At 72.3% G+C, this 26,472-nt stretch carries 24 protein-coding genes and 1 pseudogene; 18 read left to right on the forward strand and 7 right to left on the reverse strand.

Translation table 11 applies throughout. The features are described from left to right. Window positions 1-125 precede the first annotated feature (125 nt). Window positions 126-761, forward strand: coding sequence for an Hsp20/alpha crystallin family protein (locus ACN28F_RS18180; protein WP_289209116.1), 636 nt, complete (start codon window positions 126-128; stop codon window positions 759-761). After that, window positions 758-1,981 carry a glycosyltransferase family 9 protein gene (locus tag ACN28F_RS18185; RefSeq protein ID WP_421358817.1) on the forward strand — a complete coding sequence of 408 codons (1,224 nt, stop codon included), beginning with the start codon at window positions 758-760 and terminating at the stop codon, window positions 1,979-1,981. Before ACN28F_RS18180 ends, ACN28F_RS18185 begins: the two co-directional genes overlap by 4 nt. On the opposite strand, the gene ACN28F_RS18190 is transcribed toward ACN28F_RS18185, so the two are convergent. Genes ACN28F_RS18190 through rfaE2 form a run of 3 tightly spaced genes read right to left on the reverse strand, consistent with a single transcriptional unit; the run spans window position 1,910 to window position 4,754 of the window. After that, window positions 1,910-2,320 (reverse strand): DUF2267 domain-containing protein, encoded by a 411-nt coding sequence (locus tag ACN28F_RS18190; RefSeq protein WP_289209118.1) that lies wholly within the window; start codon window positions 2,318-2,320, stop codon window positions 1,910-1,912. The two genes, ACN28F_RS18185 and ACN28F_RS18190, sit on opposite strands and share 72 nt — an antisense overlap. Next, window positions 2,317-3,234 carry a glycosyltransferase family A protein gene (locus ACN28F_RS18195; RefSeq protein WP_289209119.1) on the reverse strand — a complete coding sequence of 306 codons (918 nt, stop codon included), beginning with the start codon at window positions 3,232-3,234 and terminating at the stop codon, window positions 2,317-2,319. The genes ACN28F_RS18190 and ACN28F_RS18195 overlap by 4 nt, the downstream gene beginning before the upstream one ends. Further along, on the reverse strand, window positions 3,231-4,754 hold the full coding sequence (gene rfaE2 / locus ACN28F_RS18200; RefSeq protein WP_421358819.1) for a D-glycero-beta-D-manno-heptose 1-phosphate adenylyltransferase: 1,524 nt from the start codon (window positions 4,752-4,754) through the stop codon (window positions 3,231-3,233). The genes ACN28F_RS18195 and rfaE2 overlap by 4 nt, the downstream gene beginning before the upstream one ends. 130 nt (window positions 4,755-4,884) lie before the next feature. Between rfaE2 and ACN28F_RS18205 the strand changes: the two genes are divergently transcribed. Then, a complete protein-coding gene (locus tag ACN28F_RS18205; protein WP_289209121.1) occupies window positions 4,885-5,397 on the forward strand; it encodes a MarR family winged helix-turn-helix transcriptional regulator in 513 nt (170 codons plus the stop codon). After that, a complete protein-coding gene (locus tag ACN28F_RS18210) occupies window positions 5,394-6,977 on the forward strand; it encodes an MDR family MFS transporter (RefSeq protein ID WP_289209122.1) in 1,584 nt (527 codons plus the stop codon). The genes ACN28F_RS18205 and ACN28F_RS18210 overlap by 4 nt, the downstream gene beginning before the upstream one ends. A 1-nt stretch (window position 6,978) precedes the next feature. Here ACN28F_RS18210 and ACN28F_RS18215 read toward each other — a convergent pair whose 3' ends face one another. The 3 genes from ACN28F_RS18215 to ACN28F_RS18225 all read right to left on the reverse strand — a co-directional run bounded on the left by ACN28F_RS18215 (window position 6,979) and on the right by ACN28F_RS18225 (window position 9,410). Beyond that, a complete protein-coding gene (locus ACN28F_RS18215; protein ID WP_289210806.1) occupies window positions 6,979-7,404 on the reverse strand; it encodes an NUDIX domain-containing protein in 426 nt (141 codons plus the stop codon). Between the two features lie 322 nt (window positions 7,405-7,726). Continuing rightward, on the reverse strand, window positions 7,727-8,473 hold the full coding sequence (locus ACN28F_RS18220; protein ID WP_421358822.1) for an ABC transporter permease: 747 nt from the start codon (window positions 8,471-8,473) through the stop codon (window positions 7,727-7,729). Continuing rightward, complete coding sequence (locus ACN28F_RS18225) at window positions 8,466-9,410, reverse strand: ATP-binding cassette domain-containing protein (RefSeq protein WP_421358824.1); 945 nt, start codon at window positions 9,408-9,410, stop codon at window positions 8,466-8,468. The genes ACN28F_RS18220 and ACN28F_RS18225 overlap by 8 nt, the downstream gene beginning before the upstream one ends. Before the next feature lie 133 nt (window positions 9,411-9,543). On the opposite strand from ACN28F_RS18225, the gene ACN28F_RS18230 reads away from it, so the two are divergent. The 5 genes from ACN28F_RS18230 to ACN28F_RS18250 all read left to right on the forward strand — a co-directional run bounded on the left by ACN28F_RS18230 (window position 9,544) and on the right by ACN28F_RS18250 (window position 12,936). Continuing rightward, complete coding sequence (locus tag ACN28F_RS18230; RefSeq protein WP_289209125.1) at window positions 9,544-10,281, forward strand: TetR/AcrR family transcriptional regulator C-terminal domain-containing protein; 738 nt, start codon at window positions 9,544-9,546, stop codon at window positions 10,279-10,281. 51 nt (window positions 10,282-10,332) lie between these two features. After that, window positions 10,333-10,686: an ArsR/SmtB family transcription factor gene (locus ACN28F_RS18235; RefSeq protein WP_289209126.1), complete on the forward strand. Its 354-nt coding sequence runs from the start codon at window positions 10,333-10,335 to the stop codon at window positions 10,684-10,686. After that, window positions 10,686-10,979 (forward strand): hypothetical protein, encoded by a 294-nt coding sequence (locus tag ACN28F_RS18240; RefSeq protein ID WP_289209127.1) that lies wholly within the window; start codon window positions 10,686-10,688, stop codon window positions 10,977-10,979. Before ACN28F_RS18235 ends, ACN28F_RS18240 begins: the two co-directional genes overlap by 1 nt. Window positions 10,980-11,023: 44 nt before the next feature. Then, entirely contained in the window at window positions 11,024-11,992 is a 969-nt protein-coding gene (locus ACN28F_RS18245) for an NAD(P)-dependent alcohol dehydrogenase (protein ID WP_421361442.1), read from the forward strand. A 101-nt stretch (window positions 11,993-12,093) separates the two neighbouring features. Then, a complete protein-coding gene (locus ACN28F_RS18250) occupies window positions 12,094-12,936 on the forward strand; it encodes a glutaminyl-peptide cyclotransferase (protein WP_421358826.1) in 843 nt (280 codons plus the stop codon). 30 nt (window positions 12,937-12,966) lie between these two features. On the opposite strand, the gene ACN28F_RS18255 is transcribed toward ACN28F_RS18250, so the two are convergent. Next, complete coding sequence (locus tag ACN28F_RS18255) at window positions 12,967-13,581, reverse strand: TetR/AcrR family transcriptional regulator (protein WP_421358828.1); 615 nt, start codon at window positions 13,579-13,581, stop codon at window positions 12,967-12,969. Window positions 13,582-13,714: 133 nt separating this feature from the next. On the opposite strand from ACN28F_RS18255, the gene ACN28F_RS18260 reads away from it, so the two are divergent. The 9 genes and pseudogenes from ACN28F_RS18260 (at window position 13,715) to ACN28F_RS18300 (ending at window position 26,457) form a co-directional block, all read left to right on the forward strand. Continuing rightward, the gene (locus ACN28F_RS18260; protein WP_421358829.1) at window positions 13,715-14,401 is read left to right on the forward strand and encodes an SDR family NAD(P)-dependent oxidoreductase; all 687 of its coding nucleotides are present in this window, start codon (window positions 13,715-13,717) and stop codon (window positions 14,399-14,401) included. After that, window positions 14,401-15,101: pseudogene (locus tag ACN28F_RS18265) on the forward strand (NADPH-dependent F420 reductase). Before ACN28F_RS18260 ends, ACN28F_RS18265 begins: the two are co-directional and overlap by 1 nt. Window positions 15,102-15,151: 50 nt before the next feature. Next, window positions 15,152-16,162: an ABC transporter substrate-binding protein gene (locus ACN28F_RS18270; protein WP_421358831.1), complete on the forward strand. Its 1,011-nt coding sequence runs from the start codon at window positions 15,152-15,154 to the stop codon at window positions 16,160-16,162. Window positions 16,163-16,174: 12 nt separating this feature from the next. Then, window positions 16,175-16,957, forward strand: coding sequence for a class I SAM-dependent methyltransferase (locus tag ACN28F_RS18275; protein WP_421358833.1), 783 nt, complete (start codon window positions 16,175-16,177; stop codon window positions 16,955-16,957). A gap of 17 nt (window positions 16,958-16,974) precedes the next feature. Then, the gene (locus tag ACN28F_RS18280) at window positions 16,975-18,018 is read left to right on the forward strand and encodes a FecCD family ABC transporter permease (RefSeq protein WP_421358835.1); all 1,044 of its coding nucleotides are present in this window, start codon (window positions 16,975-16,977) and stop codon (window positions 18,016-18,018) included. Then, window positions 18,015-18,785, forward strand: a complete 771-nt coding sequence (locus ACN28F_RS18285; protein WP_421358837.1) for an ABC transporter ATP-binding protein — start codon at window positions 18,015-18,017, stop codon at window positions 18,783-18,785. The genes ACN28F_RS18280 and ACN28F_RS18285 overlap by 4 nt, the downstream gene beginning before the upstream one ends. Before the next feature lie 142 nt (window positions 18,786-18,927). Then, window positions 18,928-19,443: a DUF6924 domain-containing protein gene (locus ACN28F_RS18290; protein WP_289209136.1), complete on the forward strand. Its 516-nt coding sequence runs from the start codon at window positions 18,928-18,930 to the stop codon at window positions 19,441-19,443. Between the two features lie 115 nt (window positions 19,444-19,558). Further along, entirely contained in the window at window positions 19,559-22,744 is a 3,186-nt protein-coding gene (locus tag ACN28F_RS18295) for a hypothetical protein (protein WP_421358839.1), read from the forward strand. 44 nt (window positions 22,745-22,788) lie between these two features. Continuing rightward, entirely contained in the window at window positions 22,789-26,457 is a 3,669-nt protein-coding gene (locus tag ACN28F_RS18300) for a LamG-like jellyroll fold domain-containing protein (protein ID WP_421358841.1), read from the forward strand. Window positions 26,458-26,472 lie beyond the last annotated feature (15 nt).

Genomic DNA, 26,472 nt, shown 5'->3' on the forward strand with positions numbered 1-26,472 from the left:
CCCACAGGTCCGCCCCCCACGGTCGGGTTTGCCGTCCCTGTCCGTGGGTACGCGCCGGGGATGCTGCCCCCGCGACCGGGCGGGTCCACCCTCCCGCCCGGGGCGGGCCGTACGGGAGGTGCCGGATGAGTCAACCCCGCGACCAGATGCAGGACCGTGGCTGGGATCCGATCGGCAATCTGCAGTCGCTCTGGTCGGAGCTGAACCGCGCCCTCGGCGGTGACGCGGGCCCGCCCGAGATGGAACTGCAGGACACCCACGACGGCTGGCGGGTGGTCGCCCGACTGGCCGGCGTCGCCCCGGAGGAGGTCGCCGTCGAGGTCGACGGCGCCGACCTGTGTGTGCGGGCGCGATCGGAGCAGGAAGTCAACATCGACAACGGGATGCCGGACACCGGTTCGACCGAGCGCGGCTTCGAGTACCGCCTGCGCCTGCCCAGCGGGGTCGACGTCCGACGGATGGACGCGGTGATGGACCACGGCCTGCTGACCGTCACGATGCCCCGGGCCGAGCCGGGCGGGCGCCGGTCGATCACCGTCGGTCGACCGCAGTACCAGCAGCCGACCGCCGGCTCGGCCGCCGCCCGGGCCAGTGGCGGCGCGAAGCAGGTGCGGATCGCCACCGACGCCGACGCGATCGGCGCCGCTGAAGCCGACGCGATCGCCGCCGACGAGGTCGACCCGGCCGCCGACCGGGAGATGCATCATCCGCACGTCGGCGAGGCGTCCATGCAGCGCCAGCAGGCCAGCACCGCCCGATGACCGACGCCGTGCCGCCCGGTCCGCACGCCGTGCCGCCCGGTCCGTCCGCAGCGCCGCTGCTACTGGAGCATCCCGGGCTGGTGCCCGACGTGCGGCGGATCGCCGTACTGCGGGCCAACGCGCTCGGTGACTTCATTTTCGCCGTACCGGCGTTGACCGCGTTGCGGGCGGCGTACCCGCAGGCGGAGCTGGTGCTGCTCGGTGCCCCGTGGCACGCCCGGTGGCTGGACGCCCGAGCGGTGGCCGACCGGCCCGGCCCGGTCGACCGGGTGCTGGTGGTGCCCGCCGCCGACGGGATCCGGGCCGCCACGACCGACGACGAGCCGACGACGATGGCGCAGTTCGTGCAGCGGGCCCGCCGCGAGCGGTTCGACCTGGCGGTGCAGCTGCACGGCGGCGGACGCAACAGCAACCCGCTGGTCACGGCGTTGGGCGCGCGGCTGACGGCCGGGTTGCGGGCGGTCGACGCCCCGCCGTTGGACCGCTGGATCCGCTACGTCTACTACCAGCCGGAGGTGTTCCGCTACCTGGAGGTGGCGGGGCTGCTCGGGGCCGCGCCGGTGACGATGCTGCCCCGGGTGCCGGTGACCGAGACCGACCGGGAAGAGGCCGACGAGGTTCTCGGGCCGGCCCGGCGGCCCCGGGTGGTGCTGCACCCGGGGGCGAGCGACCCCCGGCGGCGCTGGCCGGCCGAGCGGTTCGCGGCGGTCGCCGACATCTGCGTCGACCGGGGGTTCGAGGTGCTGGTGACCGGTACCGGGCCGGAACGGGCGGTGGTCGAGCAGGTCGCGGCGGCGGCGACCCGACCCGTGCGTACGGTGGTCGACGCGCTGAGCCTGGGCGGGCTGGCCGGGCTGCTCGCCGGCAGCGCCGTCCTGGTCGCCAACGACACCGGCCCGCTGCACCTGGCGGCGGCCGTCGGCACCCCGACGGTCGGCATCTACTGGATCGGCAACCTGCTCAACGGCGCCCCGCCGCTGCGTGGCCGACACCGGCCGCTGGCCGCGTTCACGATCCACTGTCCGGTGTGCGGGCAGGACGTCAGCCGGGTCGGTTTCCCGGCCCGGGGCGGCGGGCCGAGCTGCGGGCATCAGGAGTCGTTCGTCGTCGACGTGCCGGTGGCCGAGGTGCTGGAGGCGGTCGCCGAGTTAACCGGTGCCGACGGCGTGCACCCGGACCGGCTGCGGGAACAGGGCACGGACGTCGTCGGGCAGCGGTAGCTGCACCCGGTAGAGCAGCCCGGCCGGGCAGTGGCCGGCGACGCGGCCCAGCGCGGCGCGGATCTCCTCGCGTACCGCGTCGTCGTCGAGGTCGTAGGTCGCGGTGCGTCGCCGGACCCGGCGGACCAACTCGCCCTGGTCGCTCGGGTCGCTGCCCGGGTCGCCCCGGTCGTCAGGGCCGGCGTGGGCGTCGGGCCGGGCGGCGACCGCCAGCAGCGGCGGCAAGGCGTCGACCAGCAGCGCGGCCTCACCGGCGGGCAGGGTCTCGACGAGGGTACGCAGCACCGCCACGTCCCACTGCCAGATCGTGGTGGTCGGCCGGACCAGCCGTACCGTCATCGCTGTACCTCCTGGTGTCGTCGCTGCTGCCGCTCGTCGGCCTCGCCGGCGTCGCCGGCGTCGTCGAGCAGCAGTTGCCAGCACTCGACCCGCCGTTCGGTGACGGTCGTCGGCGATTCGAGGTGGTAGGCGCCGCTGGGCACGATGCCGGCGCCGCCGTAGCGGCGCAGCACCGCGAGCTGGGCGGCGACGTCCTCGCCCTGGTGGTCGGGGGGCATCTGCCGCCAGAAGTCGAAGCCGCCGGCGGCGACCAGCTTGGCCCGGTCGAACAGCACGCAGCCGCCGATCCAGGAGATCCGGTACGCCCGCCACTCGTCGGCGCGCAGCCGCAGCCGTTCGGTGACGTGCAGCAGGTTGGCGGCGGAGTGCAGCCGGGCCCGCTGCCACTGCGGGGTGCCGGGCAGGATCCGTTCCGGCTCCGGCCGGCCGTCCCACTCGACGTAGGCGTCGTGGTCCTGCGGCCGTACGTCGTCCAGGTACGACAATCCGTGTACGGCGTTGCCGACGAAGCCGCAGCGCAGCTCGCGCAGCGCGGTGACCAGCCGGTCCACGGTGCCGGGGGCCAGCCAGACGTCGTCGTCGAGCAGCAGCGTCAGCCGGGCGGTGGAGAGGCTGAGCAGGTACGCCCGGTGTTCGGCCAGCCCGCGTCGGGGCAGCCGGCGGGTGAGCAGCACCGGGTGACCGGTGTGCCGCAGCGCCCGGACCATGCTCGCGGGGGCGGGTTGCGCCCACGCCGGCCCATCGTCGGACTGGTCGCTGACCACGACGCCGAACTCCGCCGGCAGCTCCTGGGCGGCCAGCCCGGCGAGCGTGGTGGCGAGCTCGGCGGGTCGGTTGCGGGTCGGGATCAGTACGTCGAGCAGCCGGTTGCGGCGGAACTCTGCCGGGTCGCCGGGGGACAGCGGCCGGTTCATGCGCCGCCCCGTACGTCGACGTTCTCGGCTCGGATCTTGTCGATGATCGCCGAGGTGGAGCGGTCGGCGACGTAGCCGAGGATGTGCACCTCGCCGCCGAGCCGGCGGACCAGCGGCGCTTCGGGCACCATCTCCGGCGGGTAGTCGCCGCCCTTGACGTACACGTCGGGCCGGATTCGTTCGATCAGTGCCGCCGGTGAGTCCTCCTCGAAGGTCACGACGTGGTCGACGCAGGTCAGCGCGGTCAGGACGGCGACCCGGTCCTCGACCGGGTTGACCGGCCGGTCGGGCCCCTTCAGCCGGCGGACGCTGTCGTCGGAGTTGACGGCGACGATCAGCAGGTCGCCGAGGGCGGCGGCCTCGGCCAGGTAGGTGACGTGGCCGCGGTGCAGGACGTCGAAGCAGCCGTTGGTGAAGACGATCCGGGCGCCGGCGGCGCGGGCGGTGCGGACCTGGTCGACGAGGTCGGCCGGGGCGGTGCCGGCGTCGGTGAGGGTGGCGAGCAGGGTTTCCCGGTGGCAGACGCAGGTGCCGGTGTCGCGGACGGTGAGCGCGGCGGCGCGTTGGGCCAGTTCGGCGGCGGCCGGGCCGGCGGCACCGACGGCGACGGCGAGGGTGAGGGTGGCCAGGTAGGCGTCGCCGGCGCCGACGGCCCGGCTGGCCGGGACCGGCGTGGTCGGGCTGTGGTGCGCCGCGCCGTGGCCGTCGTCGACGACCGCGCCGTCGACGTCGAGGGTCACCGCGACCACCTCGGCGCCGGTGGCGGCCCGCAGCCGGGCCAGCAGCGACCGGGCCGCGTCGGCGCGGCGGCGGTCCGGTACGGCGTACCCGACGGCCAGGGCTGCCTCGGCGATGCTGGGGGTGATCACGGTGGGCCGCAGTCCGGCCCACTGGCGCAGGTCGTGGGCGTCGAGGGCGACGGTGCCGTACCAGTGCCGGTTGTCGATCAGCCAGCGCCGGACCGGCTCCGCCAGGCCGCCGAGTCCGTAGTCGCAGATGACCAGGTCGGGGCGGTCGGGTCCGGCCGGGCCGGTGGCGGGGCCGAGGCGGATCTGTTCGGTGCTGGCGGCGATCGCGGCGAGCAGCCGTTCGGTGGCGGCGGCGGGCCGCGTACCGCCCAGGTCGCCTTCGTCCTCGCGCAGCAGGATCTGGTCGGCGGCGATCAGCCGGCGTTTCACCGGGGTACGGGCTCCGGGTTGGGCGATCATCCGGTCCTGGACGCCGGCCTGGTGCAGGCAGCGGGCCACCTGGTCGCCGATCGGGTCGACGCCGATCGGGGCGACCAGCAGCGGCCGGGCACCGAGGGCGGCCAGGTTGACGGCGGTGTTGGCGGCGCCGCCGGCGGCGATCTGCCGGTGGTCGAGGGTGAGCACCGGGGCGGGTGCCTCCCGGCACAGCCGGGTGGAGGTGGCGAAGCGCCATTCGTCGAGCATCGCGTCGCCGACGACGAGGACGGGCCGGCCGGCCCAGCGGTCGACGATGCCGGCCAGCTGCCGTGGGTCGGTGGACGAGGGCCCCATGCGCTGCGGGTGCCCCGGTCGGTGCCGGCCAAACCTGCCCGGTGTTGTCCGGGATCACAGGAAATCGGCTCGCCATCCGCTGCCGACGTGACAGAATGCTTGTAGCAAGCAACTATCGGATGGGGTGCAGGTGGCGACGCAGGCCGACCCACTGAGCGGATCCGACGCCGAACTGATCGCCCTGGGCAAGCAGTTCGGCGTCTTCCACCGCGCGGTGCACATGTTCTACCAACGGTTGCGCTTCGACCCGCCGTTGGAGCGGGCGGCGTACACCCTGCTGGTGCGGGTCGCCGGTGACCGGCCGGCGCGACTCAGCGTGCTCGCCGAGGACATGGCGTTGGACCTGTCCACGGTCAGCCGCCAGGTGGCCGCCCTGGAGGCCGCCGGCCTGGCCACCCGTACCCCCGATCCGACCGACCGGCGGGCCAGCGTGATCGCCCCGACGGCGCTCGGCCAGGAGGTCTTCACCCGCAACCGGGCCGTCTGGGTGAACGCGATGCGCGAGTTGCTGGCCGACTGGACCCCGGACGAGATGAGCGAGTTCAAACACCTGCTCACCCGGCTGAACGAGACGATCAACGCCCGCTACGGGGGGACCGATCCGGCGGACCGGTGTCCGCGGGTGGAAGAGGAGAAGCCGTGACAACCACCGAGGACCGGGTCGCGCCCGCCCTCAACAACCGGCAGATCATGCTGCTGATGGGCAGCCTGATGACCGGCATGCTGCTGGCCGCGCTGGACCAGACCATCGTCGGCGTGGCGTTGCCGACGATCGTCGGCGAACTCGGCGGCATCAACCACTACTCGTGGGTGGTGACCGCGTACCTGCTGGCGTCGACGGCCTCCACCCCGCTGTACGGCAAGACCGCCGACCTGCTCGGCCGCCGCCCGGTGTTCCTGTTCTCCATCGGCACGTTCCTGCTGGGCTCGCTGCTGGCCGGCATGTCCCAGGACATGACCCAGCTGATCGTCACCCGGGGTATCCAGGGCATCGGCGCCGGCGGCCTGATGACGCTGGCGTTCACCATCATCTCCGACGTGGTCTCGCCCCGTGAGCGGGGCCGCTACCAGGGGCTGTTCGGTGCGGTGTTCGGCCTGTCGTCGGTGGCCGGCCCACTGGTCGGCGGCTACTTCGCCGAGACCAACTGGCGGTGGATCTTCTACATCAACGTGCCGTTGGCGATCGTCGCGATGGTGATCTGCTGGTACGTGATGCGGCTGATCCCGTTCAAGCGGCGCGACCACGCGATCGACTGGCTCGGCGCGACCCTGCTCGTCGCCGGGGTCAGCTCGATCCTGCTGGCGTTGAGCTGGGGCGGCGGCGAGTACCCGTGGAGCTCCCCGCTGATCATCGGGCTGTTCGTCGCCGGTGCCGTGCTCGCCGTCCTGTTCCTGATGCAGGAGTCCCGGGTCGCCGAGCCGATCCTGCCGCTGGGGCTGTTCCGGGAACGGACCGTCGCGCTGGCCACCGCCGCCGGCTTCGTGCTCGGCCTGGTGATGTTCGGCTCGATCATCTTCATCCCGCTGTACCTGCAGATCGTCAAGGGCGCCTCGCCGACCGCCAGCGGTCTGCTGATGCTGCCGATGATGGCGGGCATCATCGTCACCTCGGTGGTCGCGGGCCGGGCGATGACCCGGTACGGGCGCTACAAGTGGTTCCCGGTGGCCGGCTCGGTCTCGCTGGTCCTCGGCGGACTGCTGTTCACCCGGTTGGAGGTGGACACCTCACTGTGGCTGGCGTTCCTGATGATGGTGATCATCGGTGTCGGGCTGGGACTGTCGATGCAGTCGCTGGTGCTCGCCGTACAGAACGCGATCCCGCTGCGGGACCTGGGGGCCGGTACCTCGGCGGTGACCTTCTTCCGGTCGTTGGGCGGCTCGTTCGGCGTGGCGATCCTGGGCGCGGTGCTCAACGCCCGGTTGACCGGGGAGCTGGCCGACCGGATGCCGGGCGCGGTCGCCCAGCTGCCGCCGGAGCAGGCGGCGTCGGTGGCCGCTGCCGGCGGCACCGAGATCTCGATCGACCAGCCGTCGGCGATCCTGGCGCTGCCCGACCCGGTCCGGGAGGCCATCCAGTACGCCTTCGTCGAGTCGCTGCACACCGTGTTCCTGGTGACCGGGCTGGTCGGGCTGGTCGCGGTGCTGATCACCCTGGTGCTGCCGGACCGGGAGCTGCGCGGCGAGCTGGAGGAGTCGACGACCCCCGCCGACCTGGCCGGCTGACCTACTTGAGGACGAGCTGGCCGGAGTGTTCGAAGGCGGCCAGGTCGGTCAGGGTCTCGCCGACGGTGCCGGCCAGCGGCGTCGGCAGCGCGTCGGGGTCGAAGAAGCCGGCGTCGGTGGTCTCGTCGGTGCTGGTCAACAGCTCGCCGCTGAAACCGTCGACCCGGAAGCAGGTCACGAAGAGCTGGTACGTGTCGCCGAACATGTTGGTGAAGGTGTAGTCGACGCCGGTGTGCATGGCGAACGGGGTCACGCCGGCTGCCCGCAGCCCGGTCTCCTCGAAGACCTCGCGGGCGGCGCAGCCGGCGATCGACTCACCGAGCTCCATCGCACCGGCCGGCAGCGCCCACAGCCCGTTGTCGGAGCGCTGGATCAGCAGGACCCGGTCGTGGGCGTCGCGGACCACGCAGCGGGCGCCGACGAACATCAACGTACGGTCGCCGGCCAACGCCCGCAGCTGACCGAGGTACGACTCGGTCCAGGAGATACTCGTCACCGGTTCACCTTAGGCGGCGCGGGCCCACCTCTGCCGTCGCGCGGCCGAACCTGGCGGACACGTACTGCGGTGGACCGGAACCTGGCGGACACGTACTGCCGTAGACCAGTATTCCTGTGAGGAATAATTATTCCTCACAGGAATATCCGCTGAACGCGTACCTGTCTGCCGGACGGTGACCGTCCGTGACGTCACAGCCCCTGACGTCACAGCCCTGACGTCACCGGGCGGTCCGTCGGCCGCGCGGCCCGCTTCAGCGGCCGGTACGGGACCGGAACAGCCAGCCGGCGGCGAGCATCGACGCGGCGGCGATCCCCGCGCACCAGGCCAGCGCCGGTCCGACGCTGTCCGCGACCGGCTGGTCCAGCAGCAGCCCACGCAGGGTTTCGATGACCGGGGTGGCGGGTTGGTGTTCGGCGAAGCCGTGCAGCCAGCTCGGCATGGTGTCGATCGGGACGAAGGCGCTGCTCGGGTAGGGCAGGAACAGCACGAAGAAGGTGAAGCCGCTGGCTGCCTCGGCGGACCTGGCGAGCAGCCCGACGGCCGCGGACAGCCAGGAGAGGGCGACGATGAAGGCGAGCAGTACGCCGCCGGCGGCGAGCCACTGCACCGGTCCGGCGCTCGGCCGGAAACCGATCAGGTAGGCCACGGCGAGCACCAGGCCGGCGGAGGCGAGGTTGCGGGCGCTGCTGGCGGTGACGTGGCCGGCGAGGATCGCCGCGCCGGCCACGTCCATCGACCGGAACCGGTCGATGACCCCTTCGGCCATGTCGCTGGCCACCGCCACGGCGGTCATCGACGCGCCGTACGCGGCGCAGAGCAGGATCACGCCCGGCACGACGTAGGTGACGTACCGGGTGCCGGTCTGGATCGCGCCGCCGAACAGGTAGACGAACAGCAGCATCAGCATGACCGGCAGCATCAGGGCGGTGATCAGCCCGTCGACGTTGCGCAGGCTGATCCGCAGACTGCGCCGGGACATCACGGCGACGTCAGACATGGGCGGGCTCGCTTCCGGTGAGGGTGAGGAAGACGTCGTCGAGGCTGGCGGCGTGTACGGCGAAGCGGGCGACGACGTCGCGGCCGGGGTCGAGGTCGTCGAGCAGCGCCCGGACGTGTCCGGCGCTGCCATCGGTCGGCACGCTGACCAGCAGCCGGTCCGGGTCCACCGGCCCGGCCCGGTCGCCGGCCCGCAGGACGAGTTGCCCGAACGCGGCCCGGTCGGCGGCGGTCAGGTCGAGCCGCTGGCCGCCGACCCGCCGCTTCAGCTCGTCCGAGGTGCCCTCGGCGACGATCCGGCCGCCGTCCAGGACGCCGATCCGGTCGGCGAGCTGGTCGGCCTCCTCCAGGTACTGGGTGGTGAGCAGTACGGTGGCGCCGGCGGTGGCGAGTTCGCCGATCACCCGCCACAGGTCGGCGCGGCTGCGCGGGTCGAGGCCGGTGGTCGGCTCGTCGAGGAATATCACCGACGGTGACCCGACGAGTCCGGCGGCGAGGTCGAGCCGGCGCAGCATCCCGCCGGAGTAGGTGCCGACCCGGCGGTCGCCGGCGTCGACCAGGTCGAACCGGTCGATGAGTGCGGCGGCCCGGTGGCGGGCGTCGGTGCGGGACAGCCCGGCGAGGCGGCCCAGCATCCGCAGGTTCTCGACACCGGTCTGCAGGGTGTCGATGGCGGCGTGCTGCCCGGTGAGGCTGATCGTCCGCCGTACCGCCCGACGTTGCCGGACCACGTCGTGGCCGGCCACCCGGGCCTGACCGCCGTCCGGGCGCAGCAGGGTGGCCAGGATCCGTACGGTCGTGGTCTTGCCGGCACCGTTCGGCCCGAGCAGGGCGTAGATGCTGCCGGCGGGTACGGCGAGGTCGACGCCGGTCAGCACCGGCTGTCTGCCGTACGCCTTGGTGAGGGCGGTCGTGCGCACCGCCATGTCGTCGGCCATGTCATGCTCCCGAGGTCCGGAGAGGTTCTGCGTATGGCATACGCTAATGCGTACGTTATACGCAGTCAACCGGACGTGTCCTGTGGACAAAGGTGTGGAAAACCTGTGGGTACCTGTGGAAGGTGGCGGACTGATGACGGACACTCCGACCGGCCTGCCGGCGAGCATCGAGGTCGCCTGGGGTCTGCGGGACCGTGCGCAGAAGGGGCCCCGACCGGCGTTGACGTTGGCCCGGGTGGTGGCCGCCGGGGTCGCGGTGGCGCGTGCCGAGGGCATCGGCGCGGTGTCGATGAGCCGGGTCGCCAAGGAGCTCGGCGCGGCCACGATGTCGCTCTACCGCTACGTGTCGGCAAAGCACGAGTTGGTCGACCTGATGGTGGACGCCGTCTACGGTGATCCGCCGCCGATCGCGCCGGACGAGGACTGGCGGTCCGGCCTGGACCGCTGGGCCTGGGCGGTCGTGGAGATCTACCAGCGGGATCCGTGGACCGTGCAGGTCCCGGTGAGTGGCCCGCCGATCACGCCGAACGCGGTGGCCTGGGCGGACAACGCGCTCCAGCGGCTCGCCGGCACCGGCCTGGAGCCGGGAGAGAAACTCGCCGTGGTCCTGCTGGTCGCCAACCTGGTGCGGGGCGAGATGATCCTGGCGTTGCAGCTGGCCGAGGTCTCCCGGGGCCCCGCCGCCGGCAACATGGTCGACTATGGCGGCCGGTTGTCCCGCCTGATCGACGAGCGTCGGTTCCCGGCGATGAGCGAGGTCGTCGCCAGCGGGGTCTTCGACGGGCCGGGCGGCGAACACGACGAACTGCGGTTCGCCCTCGACCGCGTCCTGGACGGCATCGAGGTGCTGATCCACTCCCGTACCAGCTGAGGTCTGCTACTCTTTCACGTGTAAGAATGTTCTGACACGTGAAGGAGAGCGATGACATCGGCAGCGCCCTCCGGCGACGACCTGGTCGAGAAGCTGGCGGCGCTGGCCCACCCGCTACGGCTGCGGATCATCGGTCGGCTCGCCGCCGGCCGTGACTACGTCAGCCATCTCTCCCGGGAGATCGGCATCAGCCGGCCGCTGCTGCACATGCACCTGCAGCGGCTGGAGGCCGCCGGCCTGATCGTCGGCAGCCTCGAGCTCTCCGCCGACGGCAAGGCGATGAAGTACTACGAGGTCGTCGACGTCGACCTGCGGTTGACGCCGACGACCCTGGCCGCAGCCGCGGCGACCCTCACCGAACCGGACCCGTCCGCACCGGGTCCCGCGCGCAAGGAGAAATCCTGATGTACGTCCACGCGGCGCAGGCCGCCGAACCCACCACCTGGCCGGGCACCATTCTCGTCCTCGGGGTGCTCGCCCTCGGGGTCGTGCTGATCATCGCGGTCATGGCCACCCTGCACGAGTTCCGCAAGACCCGGGTCCTGGCCGGACAGGAGGAGACGATGCGCCAACTCGTCCAGCGCTACGAGCAGCTCGCCGCGAACTCCCTCGACGCCCAGCAGCGGGTGGCCGCCGACCTGGCCGAGCTGCGCTCCCGGACCAACACCATCGAGCAGATCCTGCGGACCGTCGAATGAGCACCGGGAGCAGCACCGAGGGCACGGACCAGCTTGCCGCCACGATGCGGGCTCTCACCCAGGACCGCTACGGGTCCGCCGAGGTGCTGTCCGTGCGACAGCTGCCGCGTCCGTCGATCACCGACTCCGAGCTGCTGGTACGGGTCCGGGCCGCCTCGATCAATGATGCCGACCTGCGGCTGATGACCGGTGAGCCGTACATCGGTCGACTGGCTCTGGGCCTGACCCGCCCGAAGTCGGCGGTCCGTGGTCGCGACGTCGCCGGGGAGGTGGTCGCGGTCGGCGCGGCGGTGACCGATTTCCGCCCCGGTGACGCCGTGTACGCCGAGATCGAGACCGGCAGCTTCGCCGAGTACGCCGCCGTACCCGCCGGTCGGGCCTGGCACCGGCCGGCCCACCTCACGGTCACGCAGGCGGCGACGGTGCCGTTGGCCGGGGTCACCGCCTGGCAGGGGTTGCACCGGCACGGCCGGCTCCAGCCCGGTCAACGGGTGCTGGTCAACGGTGCCTCCGGCGGTGTGGGCACGTTCGCCGTACTGTTGGCGACGGCGCTCGGCGCCGAGGTGACAGGCGTCTGCCGGACCCGCAACGTGGAGCTGGTGCGCGGGCTCGGCGCATCCGACGTGATCGACTACACCCGGCAGGACTTCACCCGCTCCGGCCGGCAGTGGGACCTGATCCTCGACGTGGCCGGCCGGCACCGGTTGGCAGACTGTCGTCGGGCGTTGACCCCGCGCGGGACATTGATCCTGTGCAGTGGTGCGGGCGGGCGGTGGCTCGGTCCGCTGCCCCGGCTGGCGCGGGCGCTCGCCTGGTCGCCGTTCGTCGGTCAACGACTGGCGGGCTACCTGGCCGTGGCGGACCAGCGGTCGCTGCGTGAGGTCACCGAGCTGATCGAGGCCCACCGGATCGTGCCGCCGGTGGAGCGGACGTTTCCCCTGGCCGACGCCGCCGAGGCGATGCGGGTCTTCGCTGCCGAGCATCCCCGCTCGAAGTACGTCATCGAGATGTGACTCGCGGCGCGTCGACGTCGGCAGCCACCGCCGACGATGCGGGAGACTGGTCGACGACGACACCCGGCAGGTGGGTCGTCGGCCGAGGTGGAGGTGGTGGCGTGCGGTCACGTCGGATGGTCCCGCTGGCGGTACTCCCCGCGCTGCTGGTCGCCGGGCTGCTGGTCGCCGGATGCGCGGCGACGTCCGACCCAGCGGCGGCACCGGCCGTCCGCGACGCGGCCCCGGAGTCGGTGTCGGAGTCCGTGGAGCCCCTGCGGGTCGAGGTGCTGGAGCGGTATCCGCACGACCCGGCGGCCTTCACCCAGGGGCTGGAGCTGCACGACGGCGACCTCTACGAGGGCACCGGCCAGTACGGCGAGTCCGAGCTGCGGGTCGTCGACCTCGACACCGGTGAGGTACGTCGGTCGGTCGACCTGCCGGTGGGTGACTTCGGTGAGGGCATCACGGTGGCAGGCTCGCGGGTCTGGCAGATCACCTGGCGGGAGGGGGTCGCCTACGAGCGGGATCCGGTGACCCTGGCCGAGCGGCGTCGGGTCGACTACGCCGGTGAGGGGTGGGGTATCTGCCACGACACCGCCGCCGACCGGCTGATCATGAGCGACGGCACCGACAAGCTGACCTTCCGGGATCCGGCGAGCTTCGCCGAGACCGGGTCGGTGTCGGTGACCCGGGCCGGTACGCCGTTGACGCAGATCAACGAGCTGGAGTGCGTCGACGGCGTGGTCTGGGCGAACGTCTGGCAGACCGACGAGATCGTCCGGATCGATCCGGGCTCCGGCGCGGTGACCGGGCAGGTGGATGCCACCGGGCTGCTCAGTGACGCCGAACGGGCCGGTGCGGACGTGCTCAACGGCATCGCCGCCGTGCCCGACTCCGACGAGTTCCTCATCACCGGCAAGTACTGGCCGACGCTGCTGCGGGTCCGGTTCGTCGCCGGTTGACGCACCTGGGCTTCTCGGTGGAGCCGCCGGTCAGCGTGCTGGTGGCCCGGCGACGGCGCGCAGCGCGATGTCGACGGACGCCTGCAGTTGCTCGCGGCTGGCACCGGCCGCCGCCTGCACGGCGTGGCCCTCGCTGAGCGCCATCACGAACCGGGCCAGCGCCCGGGCGTCCACACCCTCGGGCAGGTCGCCGTCCTCGGCCGCGCGGGACAGCCGTTGCGCGACGGCGGCTTCGGTGGCGGCCCGGCCGGCGGCCAGCATCTCGGTGATCCGGGTGTTCTCCGGCGAGCAGCTCAGGCCACCCTGGACGGAGAAACAGCCGGCCGGGTGGCTGTCGGCGGTGAGGCCGTCGGCGCTGGCGCGCAGGAACGCTTCTATCGCGGCGTACGCGGTGGGCTGGTCGAGCGCGGTGCGCACGGTGGCCAGCTGAGCTTCCTGGTAGCGGGCGAGGGTGCGCTGGAACAGCTGCTCCTTGCTGCCGAACGCGGCGTACAGGCTCGGCCGGTTGATGCCCATCGCGGCGGTGAGGGTGCTCAGCGAGGCGCCTTCGTAGCCGTACCGCCAGAACGCCTCCGTGGCCCGGTCGAGGACGGCCTCCTCGTCGAAGGCGCGCGGTCGGCCGGCGGGGTGCGTCCCAGTGCCCATGGCCCCACCCTACCGCTCGGTACAGATCGTGACCTGGCTCACCAACCGATCGGTACAGAATCTGCTACGGTTCCTCCCGACCGATCAGTACAAAAAGGCGGGGGACCGGCCCGCCACCGCTGGGAGGAGACAAATGTCAGTCGCACTGGTCACCGGCGCCAACAAGGGTCTGGGCTTCGAGACCGCCCGGCAGCTTCTCGAGTTGGGCCACACCGTCTACCTGGGCGCCCGCGACGTCGAGCGGGGCGAGCAGGCCGCCGCGACGCTGGGTGCGCGGTTCGTGCAACTCGACGTCACCGACGACGCATCGGTCCGCGAAGCCCTGGCGGTGGTCGCCACGGCCGAGGGCCGCCTCGACATTCTGGTGAACAACGCGGGCGTCCTCGGACTCGACGCCGTCGACGGGCCGGCGGCCCTGCGGGTGTTCGACACCAACGTGGTCGGAATCTACCGCGTCACCGAGGCGGCGCTGCCGCTGCTGCGCAAGTCCGAGAACGCCACGGTGGTCACGGTGTCGAGCAGCATGGGTTCCTTCTGGGCGGTGACCAATCCGCAGCGTCCGGAGTTCGGTATCCCGGCGGCGCTGTACGCGGCGTCCAAGGCGGCGGCCACCATGCTCACCGTTCAGTACGCCAAGGCCGAGCCGGGCGTCAGGTTCAACGCGGTCGAGCCCGGCTTCACCGCCACCGACATGACGGCCGCCATGCCCGGCGGACGGCCGGCGGCGGACAGTGCCCGGGTCATCGTGCACTGGGCCACCCTCGACGCCGACGGTCCCACCGGGACCTTCCACGACGAGTCCGGTCCGTTGAGCTGGTAATGAGCAGGAGAGAGACAGTGGCTGACCGACCGCGGACGCAGACGGTGGGAGCGACGATCGGGATCATCGGTGCCGGGGAGGTCGGCAGCCAGATCGCGCGGGCGGCGGTGTCGGTCGGCTACCGGGTCGTCATCGCCAACTCCCGGGGCCCGCGACGCTGGCGGGCCTCGTCGCCGAACTCGGCCCGATGGCGCGTGCGGCGTCCGCCGCGCAGGCCGCAGCCGCCGGCGACTTCGCCGTCGTGGCGGTGCCGCTCAAGGTCGTCAACGACATGCCGGTCGAGGAACTCGCGGGCAAGATCGTGCTGGACACCAACAACTACATGGTCTGGCGCGACGGCAACATTCCGGTCCTCGACTCCGGCGAGAAGACGGTCCACGAACTCCGTCAGGAGCAGCTCCCGACGTCCAAGGTCGCCAAGGCGTTCACCCACATCCAGGCTCCCCGGCTGCTCGCCGCCGGCCGGCCGTCGGGCGCCCCCGACCGGCTGGCGCTGTCGGTGTCGAGCGATTTCCCGGAGGCCGTGGCGCTGGTGACCCGGCTGTACGACCAGTTCGGGTTCGACACCGTCGACAACAGCCCGCTGGCCGAGTCCTGGCGCAGTGGTCCGGGCCAACCCGCCTGGCTCCGGCACGCGCAGCAGAACCGGGACGAGTTGATCGTCAACCTGCGGAACGCGCGGCGTGTGATCCCCGGCTGACCTGCGTACCCCTGGGTTGACCTGCGGTTCGACCATGCTAGCTTGCCGACATGAAAACCGTTACCGTTTCCGCTGGCCTGGCGGTGGTGCTGGCGGTCGGCCTGGCCGGCTGCGCCACCGACAGCCCCACCGACAGCGCCGGCACCGCCACCACCCCGGCGGCCGACGCCGTCGAGATCACCAACTGCGGCACCACGCTGACCGTCGCCGCACCGCCGCGCCGGGCCCTCGCCATGGAGCAGAACGCCACCGAGATCCTGCTCAGCCTCGGCCTGGCCGACAGCATGATCGGCACCAGCTACCAGACCGACCCGGTGCTGCCCGAACTCGCCGACGACTACGCAGCCGTACCGGTCCTCGCCGACCTCTACCCCAACCGCGAAGCCGTCCTCGACGCCGCACCCGACTTCGTCTACTCCACCTTCACCTCCGCGTACGGCCCGGAGGCCGCCGGCCCGCGCGCCGACCTGGCCGCCCTCGACGTGCCCGCCTACCTGTCCCGCTTCGCCTGCGAGGACCCCGCCACCGGCGAGACCACGGTCGACTTCGACGGCATCTTCGCCGAGATCACCGAGATCGCCACCATCTTCGGCGTCACCGAGCGGGGTGAGGCACTCGTCGCCGACCAGCGCGGCCGGCTCGACGCCGCCATCGCGGAAGCCACCGCACCGGCCGACACCAGCCTGCTCTGGTACTACTCCGGCACCGCCACCCCGTACGTCGCCGGCTCCGGCGGCCTGCCCGACGCGATCAGCACCCAGCTCGGCGTCACCAACGCCTACGGTGACGCCGAACAGACCTGGCCGGCCGGCAGCTGGGAGGAGATCGCCGCCCGCAACCCCGACGTCATCGTCCTGGCCGACCTGACCCGGGGTGGTGACGGCGACAGCGCCCAGGCGAAGATCGACTACCTGCGGAGCAACCCGACCACCGCCGAACTCGACGCCGTCAAGGCCGGCCGGTTCATCACCGTCTCCGGATCGTCGATGGACCCGTCCGTACGCAGCGTCACCGCCGTCGAAGCGGTCGCCGCCGGCCTCGCCCAGCTCACCGACTCCTGAGGAAGCAACCCGATGACCGACCTGATGACCGACCAGCTCACCCCGGCCGACGCCCGTCGACTGCTCGACCTGTGGGACACCCAACAGGAGGCGTACGTCGCCCACCGGGAGAACCGATTCCAGGCGATGCGCGACGTGCTGCGCCTGCACCTCGGCGACCGGCCGGCGACCGTACTCGACCTGGCCTGCGGACCCGGCGCCCTCACCGACCGGGTGCTCACCGAACTGCCCGCCGCCCGCTGCGTCGCCGTCGACTACGACCCGATGCTGCTGCGCATCGCCGCCGCCGCGCTCACCGACCACGGCGACCGCGCCGACGTACGCGACCTCGACCTGGTCGCCGACGACTGGGCCGACCGGCTCGGCGTCGACACCGTCGACGCGGTGGTCAGCTCCACCGCCCTGCACTGGCTCTCCCCGGCGCAACTGCTCGCCGTCTACACCGCCGCCGCCCGGCTGCTGCGCCCCGGCGGAATCCTGCTCAACGCCGACCACCTGCGGTACGGCCCCGACGCCCCGACCCGCCAGGCCGTCGCCCAGCGCCACGACGAGCAGACCCAGCTTGCCGGCTTCGCCGCCGGAGCGCTGCGCTACGACACCTGGCACACCGAGGCGGCGCAGGTCCCCGCACTCGCCGCGCTGACCGCCGAGCGGCAGCGGCGCTTCGCCGACCGGCCGCGGCAGCCCGACGCCCCGCTGGAGTTCCACCTCGCCGCGCTGCGTACCGCCGGATTCGCCGAGGTCGGCACCGTCTGGCAGTACCTCGACGACTACGTGGTCTTCGCCCGCCGATGACCATCGCGCCGCCACGGGTGAGTCGTCCCCGGGTGCTGGCGGCACGGGGTGCCCGCACCCGGTGGCCGGTGCTGGCGCTGGCCCTCATCGCGTTGACGCTCAGTGTCGCCGGTGCCACCACGATCGGCACCGCCGACCTGACCGTCGCCGACGTGTTCCGCACCCACGCCGCCCACCTCGGACTCCCGGTCACCCCGCTGCCGCCGCTGGCCGACAGCATCGTGTGGAACCTGCGTACCCCCAGGGTCCTGCTCGCCGGCCTGGTCGGCGGCGGCCTCGCGGTCTGCGGCGCGGTCCTGCAGGCGTTGACCCGCAACCCGCTGGCCGACCCGTACCTGCTGGGCATCTCCGCCGGGGCGTCGACCGGCGCGGTGTCGGTGCTGGTCTTCGGCCTCGGCGTCGGCACCGCCGCGCTCACCGGCGGCGCGTTCGTCGGCGCCGTCGCCGCGTTCGCCGCCGCCCTGGCCATGGCCGGCCGGCGCTGGACCGAACCGTCCCGGATCCTGCTCGCCGGGGTCGCCGTCGGCCAACTCTTCGCCGCCGTCACCAGCCTGATCGTCGTCTCGGCCGCCTCACCGCAGCAGACCCGGGGCGTCACCTTCTGGCTGCTCGGTTCGCTGACCATGGCCAGCTGGCCGTCGGTGGCGCTGGCCGCCGCGGTCACCGCCGTCGCGGTCGGAATCTGCTGGGCCGCCACCCCGGCGCTCGACGCGTTCACCTACGGCACCGACGTCGCCCAGTCCCTCGGCTTCGCCCCGGCGAAGGTCCGGGCGGCCCTGTTCACCACCACGGCGCTGCTGGCGGCGGTCCTCGTCGCGGCCAGCGGCGCGATCGGCTTCGTCGGGTTGACCGTGCCGCACGCCGCCCGGTTCCTGGTCGGCTCCCGGCACCGGATCCTGCTGCCCACCTGCGCGATCATCGGCGCCACCTTCCTGATCTGGGCCGACACCGCCGCCCGGACCGTCTTCGCGCCGCAGGAGGTGCCCGTCGGGGTGGTCACCGCCCTGCTCGGGGTGCCGGCGTTCGCGCTGCTCATCCGCCGTCGGCAGGCGCCGGCATGAGACTGCGCGCCGAGCAGATCAGCTGGGCGGTACGCGGTACGCCGCTGCTCGCCGACGTCACCCTCGACGCCGCCCCCGGCACCCTCGTCGGGCTGCTCGGCCCGAACGGCTCCGGCAAGTCCAGCCTGCTGCGGGTGCTCGCCGGGCTGCAGCGGCCGGACACCGGGCGGGTGCTGCTCGACGGCGTCGACGCGACGACCGTCCCACGCCGGGCGCTGGCCCGTACGTTGGCCCTGGTCAGTCAGCACACGGCGGCCGACGTGGACATGTCGGTACGCGACGTACTGCTGCTGGCCCGGATCCCGCACCGGCCGCTGCTCGCCGCGACCACGGCCGCCGAGGTCGCCGCCGCCGAGCAGGCCCTGGCCGATGCCGGACTGCCCGGCTTCGCCGACCGCCGCTGGTCGTCGCTGTCCGGCGGGGAACGCCAGCGGGTCGACATCACCCGGGCCCTGCTGCAGCAACCTCGGCTGCTGCTGCTCGACGAACCCACCAACCACCTGGACATCCGCCACCAGCTGGAGCTGCTGCACCGGCTGGCGGCCGAACCGACGACCGTGATAGCGGCCCTGCACGACATCAACCTGGCAGCCCGGTTCTGCGATCAGATCGTGCTGTTGCACGCTGGCCGGGTGGTGGCCGCCGGCCCACCGGCGCAGGTGCTGACACCGGCCCGGATCGCTGAGGTCTACGACGTACACGCCCAGGTCGACGACGACCCGGACGGCCGCCCGTACGTCCACCTGCGACACATCATCCAGGGGTGATGCCGCCGCCCCGGCCGGCCGGGGCGGTCCCGCTACGATGCCGCGAGGTCGGCCCGCGCCGCTGGGCCGTGCTGTCCGCTGGGCCGTGCTTGCGGTGTGACCGTTGTTGCCGGCGTCGCCGTCGATTCTGAAGGAGCCACCTGTGCCCACCCGTCCGCTGATCGTCCGCACCGACGACCTGGAGTTCGAGCCGTGCGTGGTGCGCACCGACTTCTCCGACGAGGCGGCCTGGCAGCAGGTGCTGCGCCGGTGCAACGACAACCCGGACTTCCCCACCGGCATCAACCCGGCGGCCATCGTCGACGACCCTGCCTTCGACGGCGCCACGATCGAGGAGATCCGGGCGGCGGTCGCGGCCGACGAGGGCCTGCCGGTCTTCTTTGTCGCCGACGCCGTGACCATGCGTGGTGAGCAGCCGCTGCTCGCCGTCCAGGTCGACGACGATGACGACGAGCTCGATGATGACGATGACGACGAGCTCGACGACGACGAGGATTATGACGACGACGCAGTGGAGTCGTCCGCAGGTCAGCCGTTCCGCCTGCTTCCGGAGCAGGTCCTCAGCGTGCACGGCAACCTGGCACTGGCCAACATGGACTTCGACGAGTTCGGCCCCGGCGCTGCCGACCCGACCACGTACATCCACCGTGGATTCTAGTGACCCAGTGTTGCGCTGACCTGCAACGTCGTTCACATGTTCATTGACAGTCAAGTATCCGCCCCGTAGCGTCACAGTCCACTCAGCTTCAAGGTCTCGCACGGGGGAGGACCGAATGGCAGTGGGTCGATGGCGCGCGTCCAGGCACGCACCACGGCGGACCGCGGTCATCACCGCGGTGGCGGTGCTGCTGGCCGTGACCGCCACAGTCTCCGTCGAGGATCCGGGGCGGTTCGACGCGCTGGCCGCCGCCGACCACACCGAGGAAGGCCGGGCCCTGCTGGCCGCCCGCGACAGCGGTGAACCGGTCCGCGTCGACGGCCAGACCACCGAGACCACCGAGGTCTGGGCCCGACCGGACGGACAACTGGAGGCCCGGATCTCCGCCGACGTTGTCCGGGTCCGCCGGGACGACGGCTGGGTGCCCGTCGACCTGCGCCTGCGGCGGGCCACCGACGGCACGGTCACCCCCGCCGCGCACCCGAACGACCTGCGGATCTCCGGTGCCCGCCCGGCCGGCACCCACGTACTGGCCGCCGTCGGCCACGGTGCCGCCCGGGTCGCGATGAGCTGGACCGGCGTCCTGCCGGAGCCGCAGCTGGATGGGGCCGTCGCCACCTACCGGGACGTGCTGCCGGACGTCGACCTGGTGGTGCGGGCCACCCGGATCGGCTTCGAACAACTGCTCGTGGTCGCCGACCGGGCAGCGGCCGACCGGGTCCGCGACGTCAGCCTCGCCCTCACCGGACCGGGCATCGCCGGGCACACCCACGACGAACTCGGCGGCGTCACCCTCACCGGTGCCGACGGCGTGACCCTGGCCACCGTACCGGCCCCGGCGATGTGGGACGCCCAGACGACCCCGGCCGGTACGCCGGCCCGTACCGCCCCGATCGACACCACCGTCACCGCCCGCCCCGACGGCGTCGACCTGCGGTTGCGGCCCGACACCGACTGGCTGGACGCACCCGACACCGTCTACCCGGTGACTCTCGACCCGACGGTCAACCCGCTGTCGACCACCTTCGACGGGTACGTGCAGGAGGGCGTCACCACCGACCGGAGCGGCACCACCGACCTGCAGATCGGGCTGCTCGCCACCAGCCCGCCGACGATCACCCGGTCGTTCGTCACGTGGAACGCGGCGGTGCTCGCCGGGAAGCAGATCAACTCGGCGACCGTCTACTTCTGGAACTGGTGGTCGCACTCCTGCACGCCGAAGGCCTGGGAGGTCTGGTCCACCGGTGCGGCCAGCACCGCGACCCGCTGGACGAACCAGCCGCAGTGGCTGCACCACGAGGCGACCTCCACGATGACCAAGGGCTACAACGCCAGCTGCGACGACGGCTGGTTGACGATCAGCGGCACCGCGTTCTTCCAACGGGCGGCGACCGCGGGGGCGAGCCAGGCCCACATGGGCATCCGAGCCACCGACGAAACCGACGTCGCCACCTTCAAGCAGTTCCGCTCCCGGGAGCACACGACCTCCGCCCATGTGCCGTACGCGTCGGTCACCTACAACGCGTGGCCGACGGTGACTGCCCGGTCGACGGTGCCGGTTACCGCCTGCGTCACCGGTTCGGGCCGACCGCTGGTCGACACGCTCACCCCGCAGCTGCGGGCCAGCGTCGCCGACGGCGACGGTACGGCGATGTCGGTCGAGTTCGAATGGTGGATGGTCGGTGCCTCGGCCCGTCTCGGCGGCCAGACCGTCGCCAACGTCGCCTCCGGCGCGACGGCGAGCGTCACCGTACCCGCCGGGGCGTTCCTCGACGGCGGCCGATACCAGTGGCGGGTGCGCGCCAACGACGGAGTCGCCGGTAGCGCCGTCTGGTCCAGCTTCTGCGAGATGACCGTCTACGTGACCGCGCCACCGGTCGACGGCTGCGTCGGCGGGGCCGCCAACGACTACAACGGTGACGGCGTGTCGGACGTTGCGATCGCCGACCCGGAAGCGACCGTCGCCGGGCAGGCCAAGGCCGGCCAGGTGCACGTGCGATACGCCGGCACCGGCACCGTCGACACCTTGCACGAGAACAATGCCCAGGTGGCCGGTGCAGCCGAGGCCGGCGACCAGTTCGGTACGGCGTTGGCCAGCTACGACGTCAACCATGACGGCTGCACCGACCTGGCGGTCGGGGTGCCGTACGAGGATCTGGACGGCAAGGCCGACGTGGGAGTCGTCTACGTACTGCTCGGTTCGCCGACCGGGCTCGCGACCGGGCCGGCGTCGCTGGTCTACCACCAGAGCCAGGCGGCGTTCCCGGAGACCGCCGAGGCCGGCGACTGGTTCGGCTTCTCCCTCGCGGCCGGGCACACCGCCGCCGGTGCGGCGTACCTGCTGATCGGCGCACCCGGCGAGGACGTCGGCACCGCCGTGGACACCGGCGTCGTGCACTACCTGCGCGGCACCGCGAACATCCTGCTCAGCCAGGGCGGCGGCGGCATCGTCGGGGACCTGGAGAACGACGACATGACCGGGTACGCCGTCGCCGCCTCACCACACCATCTGGCGGTCGGCGCCCCGGGCGAGGCGATCGGCACCGAGGTGTTCGCCGGCGGCGTCAACGTCTTCAGCCACCAGTTCACCTCGGGCCGGCCGACGCTGGTCGCCGTACTCGACCAGAACCGGGCCAACGTCTGGGGCACCTCGACCGCCAACGACACCTTCGGCAAGTCACTGTCGATGGTGGAGTACCGGGCGGTCGGGGCTCCGGCCGGCGGCACCGACTCGTTCCTTGCCGTCGGCGTGCCCGGCAAGGAGTACGGCGCGGCCGGCATCGCCGACACCGGCGTCGTCCAACGGTTCCACATCACCGACAGCGGGTTCACCGAGCTGCCGGTGCTGGCCCAGCACATCGTCGGCATCCCCAGCGGCGACGAGGAGGGCGACTACTTCGGCGAACGGGTCCACCTGGTCAACCTCGCCCCCGGATCGGCCGCGACCGCGCAGAACCTGCTGCTCGCCGTCGGTGCCCCCGGCGAGGACACCGGCCCGGCCGCCGACGCCGGCGTGGTGCGGGTGTTCGGCGCGGCGGCGGACCCGGTCAGCGGCTACGCCACGGTCGAGCGTGGTGCCACCGCCCTGCCCGGTACGCCGGTCGCCCAGGAACTCATCGGGGTGTCGATCTCCGGCAGCCCGACGCACCTGCACGTGGCCAGCCCGTACTCCGACCGGGCGGTCTACGCGATCGAGTGGTCGACGCTGGCCGCCGGGTCGGCGACCCCGCAGCACGTGTGGCGGGCCGGCGAGGGCGGTTTCCCGGCCGCAGCGGTCGCCTTCGGCGCGGCGGCGAACTGATGGTCGGCAACGGACGAAACGGCAGCACGGGGGAGGGCAGTGACGTGATCGGTGGCAGACGGACGATGCGTCGGCGGCGCGGGCTCGGGTTCGGCCTCGGACTGGCCGGGTTGCTGGCCGGGTACGCGGTCGTGACCGGACCGGCGGTGGCCGCCCCGGACCAGGCGCGGCAGCAGACCGAGCCGGCCCCGGCGACCGACGCTGCGGCAGCGGAGACAGCCGAATCGGTGCACGTGGCGGCGACGGACGGCACGGAACCGGTGCGGCAGACCGAGGCCGAGGCGGTCGCCCACGCGGTCGACACCGGCGAGCGTGTCGAGATCGGCGCATTTCAGGGCGAGTCGAGCCAGACGTTTGCCAACCCGGACGGCACGCTCACCTCGGTGCAGCACGCCCAACCGTTCCGGGTGGTCCGGGACGGGCGTTGGGTGCCGACCGACCCGAACCTGGTCGCCGCCGCCGACGGCAGCATCGTCCCCCGGGCCGCCGCGCTCGGCATCCGGCTCTCCGGCGGCGACGTCGCCAGCGGCGACGAGACCCCGCTGGTACGGGTGGACCGCGCCGGCCGCAGCCTGGCCCTCGACTGGCCGGGCCCGCTACCGGCGCCGACCGTCGACGGCGACCAGGTCACCTACCCGGAGGTGCTGCCCGGCGTCGACCTGGTGGTCGACGTCGGCGTGACCGGGTTCTCACACGTCCTGGTGGTCAAGACTCCCGAGGCGGCCCAGCAGTCGGAGCTGGCTGAGCTGCAGTTCGACCTGGCCACGACCGGGTTGACCGTGCAGGACAGTGCCGACGGTGGGCTCGCCGCCGTCGACACGACGTCCGGTGCGCCGGTGCTGGAGGCCGCCGCCCCGGTGATGTGGGACTCGGGCGAGCCGGGCGCGGCACCGCAGGGCCGGGCCGCCACCGACGCCACGGCACCCGACGCGGCCGCCGTCGTCAGCGACCCGGCCGAGGCCGCGCCACCCGGCGCCAGCCTCGCCCCGGTGGACTGGCGGATCGACGGTGACCAGCTGACTCTGGTGCCGGACCAGGCGATGCTCACCGACCCGGCGACCCGCTGGCCGGTCTACATCGACCCGATCTGGCAGGACACCCGCAACAGTGCCTGGGCGATGGTCGCCAGCGGATACCCCAACCAGGAGTACTGGAAGTTCTCCGGCACCGAGGGCGTCGGCGACTGCCCGGTGAGCTCCGGGCAGTGCAACGACGTCGGGGTCAAGCGGATCTACTACGCGTTGCCGACGCCGTACTCGGGGCGGACCATCCTGAGCGCCGAGTTCCGGGTCACGATGACCCACACGTACAACTCGACTGCCAAGAACGTCTCGCTGTACCGTGCCGGCTCGGGGATCAGCTCCGGCACGAACTGGAACAACAAGCCGGCGCTGAGCGTGCTGCAGCAGACGAAGGCACCGACCGCGAAGCAGAGCTCCTGCACGTCGACCAACCAGAACGTCGGTTTCACCGCCACGGCGGCGGTGCGGGAAGCCGTGACGAGGGGCTGGTCGACGACCACGTTCGGACTCGCCGCCACCAACGAGAGCGACCAGACGGCGTTCAAGCGGTTCTGCGGAAACGCGATCCTGTCGGTGCACTACAACCGGACGCCGACCCAGCCGAAGCGGGCGGACCTGACCATGTCGCCGGGTGGGGTCTGCGTCACCGGCACCAACCGCCCGTACGTCGACACCCCGCCGACGCTGTTCATGGTGCTGCGCGACCCGGACCACAGCTCGGCGCACACCGAGCAGGTCCGTGGCGAGATCCTCTACTACTGGTACGACGCGGCCGGCACCCGGGTGAACCGCTACTTCACCACCGGGTGGAAGGCCAGCGGATCCCGCTTCCAGTACACCCTGCCGTCGAACATCCCGCAGAACACCCCGATCACCTGGGAGGTGCGCACCGGCGACTCGCACGCCTGGAGCAAGTGGAGCTGGGAGGCGGACGCGCACGCGAACTGCCAGTTCGTCTACGACTCCACCGCGCCGGCCGCGCCGGACATCGACTCGCCGGAGTACCTGCCGCTCGACGCCGGTGAGCACACCAGCGCCTGCGTCGAGGACGATCAGCACCGGGGCGGGGTCGGCATCTACGGCACCTTCACCTTCGACTCGGCCTCCACCGACACCGTCCGCTACCTGTACGGGTTCAACACCAACCCGTTGCCGGACAATGTCCTGGTGCCGAGCACCCCCGGCGGGCCGGTGTCGCTGCGCTGGATGCCGGTCGACGACGGCCCGAACCTCGTGACGGTGCAGGCGGTCGACCAGTCCGGCCTGCGGTCGGCGATTGCCTCGTGCCTGTTCTTCCTCCCGACCCGGCTGGCCGTCGGCGAGTGGGGGCTCGGCGAGACGGTCGGTGCCGCGACTGCCGAGGACGCCCGGGGCAACCACCCGGCGACCGCCGGAGCCGGGGTGACGTTCGGGGTGTCCGGGCCGGGCTGCGGCGACTCAGGCCCCCAGTGCCAGTTCGACCGGGCCATCCGGTTCACCGGTGACGCCGCCGACAGCTACCTGGCGACTACCAGTTCGGCGCTGGTCGACACGTCGACCGGGTTCGGAGCCAGCGCCTGGGTGCGGCTCACCGACGACACCGCCGACCGGGTCGCGATCAGTCAGGACGGCAGTGGCGAGCCCGGTTTCACCCTCGGCTTCGATGCTGGCACCGGCAAGTGGGAATTCGCGATCCCGTCGACGGACGTGCTGTCGCTGGGCGGCTGGTCGGTGACCAGCACCGCCCCGGCGATCCGCAACGAGTGGACGCACCTGGCGGCGGCGTACGATCCGCACCTGAAGACGATGACTCTGTACGTCAACGGGGACGTCCAACCGACGGCGCAGCGCCGGTCGGCCTGGAAGTCCCGGGGCGCGGTGCAGATCGGTCGGGCGTACGCCCGCAGCGGACACACCGCAGGCTGGGCCGGTGAACTGGCCGACATCGCCGTCTTCGACCGGGTGCTCGTACCCCGCGAGGTGAGCGTGCTGTCCACCCTGCGGCCGATCCGCCTCGGCTACTGGCCGCTGGACGACGTCTCCGACGACCGCAGCCCCGCCTACGACGAGGACGGCCAGGAGCTGCTGCTGGAAGGCGATGCACACCTCTACGCACCGGATGTCGACGCGGATCCGTTCGCCGAGCCGCCACTGGTCGGCGGCGGACATCTGGTGCTCGACGGGGTCGACGACCGGGCCCGCACCGACGCGCCGGTGGCGGTGACCGACGGCAGCTTCACCGTCGCCGCCCGGGTCCGACTGCCCAGCCCGACCTGCGGCGACCGGGACCAGGCAGTGCTCTCCCAGGCCGGCGTCGCGGCGAGCGGATTCGTGATCCGCTGCGGCAGCACCAACCGCTGGGAGCTGGTGCTGTCGCACAGCGATAACAACGACCCACAGACCACCCTGGTCTTCGATGGTGAACAGTTGCCGAGCGCCGACCAGTCCGGCCAGCACCTGGCGGTGGTCTACGACGCGTTCCGCAACGAGGTGCGGCTGTACGTCAACGGCATCGTCACCGCGACCGGGACCACGACGTACACCGCAGGTTGGCGGGCGAACGGGCCGCTGCAGGTGGGCCGAGCCCTGCACAACGGCACCTTCGGGCAGTACCTCGGCGGTGTCGTCGACGAGGTACGCGTCTACACCGGAGTCGCCGACGATACGACCATCCAACGGATGGCTGGCCGTAGTCCCGATCCGTACGTGTGATGCGCCGATTTCCCG

It is taken from the genome of Solwaraspora sp. WMMA2101 (assembly GCF_049179175.1).
GTDB lineage: Bacteria > Actinomycetota > Actinomycetes > Mycobacteriales > Micromonosporaceae > Micromonospora_E.

What these genes read in the sequence shown, in the direction of transcription:
- ACN28F_RS18180 (WP_289209116.1), top strand. Translation starts at nt 126, where the DNA reads ATGAGTCAACCCCGCGACCAGATGCAGGACCGTGGCTGGGATCCGATC.
- ACN28F_RS18185 (WP_421358817.1), top strand. Translation starts at nt 758, where the DNA reads ATGACCGACGCCGTGCCGCCCGGTCCGCACGCCGTGCCGCCCGGTCCG.
- ACN28F_RS18190 (WP_289209118.1), bottom strand. Translation starts at nt 2,320, where the DNA reads ATGACGGTACGGCTGGTCCGGCCGACCACCACGATCTGGCAGTGGGAC.
- ACN28F_RS18195 (WP_289209119.1), bottom strand. Translation starts at nt 3,234, where the DNA reads ATGAACCGGCCGCTGTCCCCCGGCGACCCGGCAGAGTTCCGCCGCAAC.
- rfaE2 (WP_421358819.1), bottom strand. Translation starts at nt 4,754, where the DNA reads ATGGGGCCCTCGTCCACCGACCCACGGCAGCTGGCCGGCATCGTCGAC.
- ACN28F_RS18215 (WP_289210806.1), bottom strand. Translation starts at nt 7,404, where the DNA reads ATGTTCGTCGGCGCCCGCTGCGTGGTCCGCGACGCCCACGACCGGGTC.
- ACN28F_RS18220 (WP_421358822.1), bottom strand. Translation starts at nt 8,473, where the DNA reads ATGTCTGACGTCGCCGTGATGTCCCGGCGCAGTCTGCGGATCAGCCTG.
- ACN28F_RS18225 (WP_421358824.1), bottom strand. Translation starts at nt 9,410, where the DNA reads ATGGCCGACGACATGGCGGTGCGCACGACCGCCCTCACCAAGGCGTAC.
- ACN28F_RS18230 (WP_289209125.1), top strand. Translation starts at nt 9,544, where the DNA reads ATGACGGACACTCCGACCGGCCTGCCGGCGAGCATCGAGGTCGCCTGG.
- ACN28F_RS18235 (WP_289209126.1), top strand. Translation starts at nt 10,333, where the DNA reads ATGACATCGGCAGCGCCCTCCGGCGACGACCTGGTCGAGAAGCTGGCG.
- ACN28F_RS18240 (WP_289209127.1), top strand. Translation starts at nt 10,686, where the DNA reads ATGTACGTCCACGCGGCGCAGGCCGCCGAACCCACCACCTGGCCGGGC.
- ACN28F_RS18245 (WP_421361442.1), top strand. Translation starts at nt 11,024, where the DNA reads ATGCGGGCTCTCACCCAGGACCGCTACGGGTCCGCCGAGGTGCTGTCC.
- ACN28F_RS18255 (WP_421358828.1), bottom strand. Translation starts at nt 13,581, where the DNA reads ATGGGCACTGGGACGCACCCCGCCGGCCGACCGCGCGCCTTCGACGAG.
- ACN28F_RS18260 (WP_421358829.1), top strand. Translation starts at nt 13,715, where the DNA reads ATGTCAGTCGCACTGGTCACCGGCGCCAACAAGGGTCTGGGCTTCGAG.
- ACN28F_RS18270 (WP_421358831.1), top strand. Translation starts at nt 15,152, where the DNA reads ATGAAAACCGTTACCGTTTCCGCTGGCCTGGCGGTGGTGCTGGCGGTC.
- ACN28F_RS18275 (WP_421358833.1), top strand. Translation starts at nt 16,175, where the DNA reads ATGACCGACCTGATGACCGACCAGCTCACCCCGGCCGACGCCCGTCGA.
- ACN28F_RS18285 (WP_421358837.1), top strand. Translation starts at nt 18,015, where the DNA reads ATGAGACTGCGCGCCGAGCAGATCAGCTGGGCGGTACGCGGTACGCCG.
- ACN28F_RS18295 (WP_421358839.1), top strand. Translation starts at nt 19,559, where the DNA reads ATGGCAGTGGGTCGATGGCGCGCGTCCAGGCACGCACCACGGCGGACC.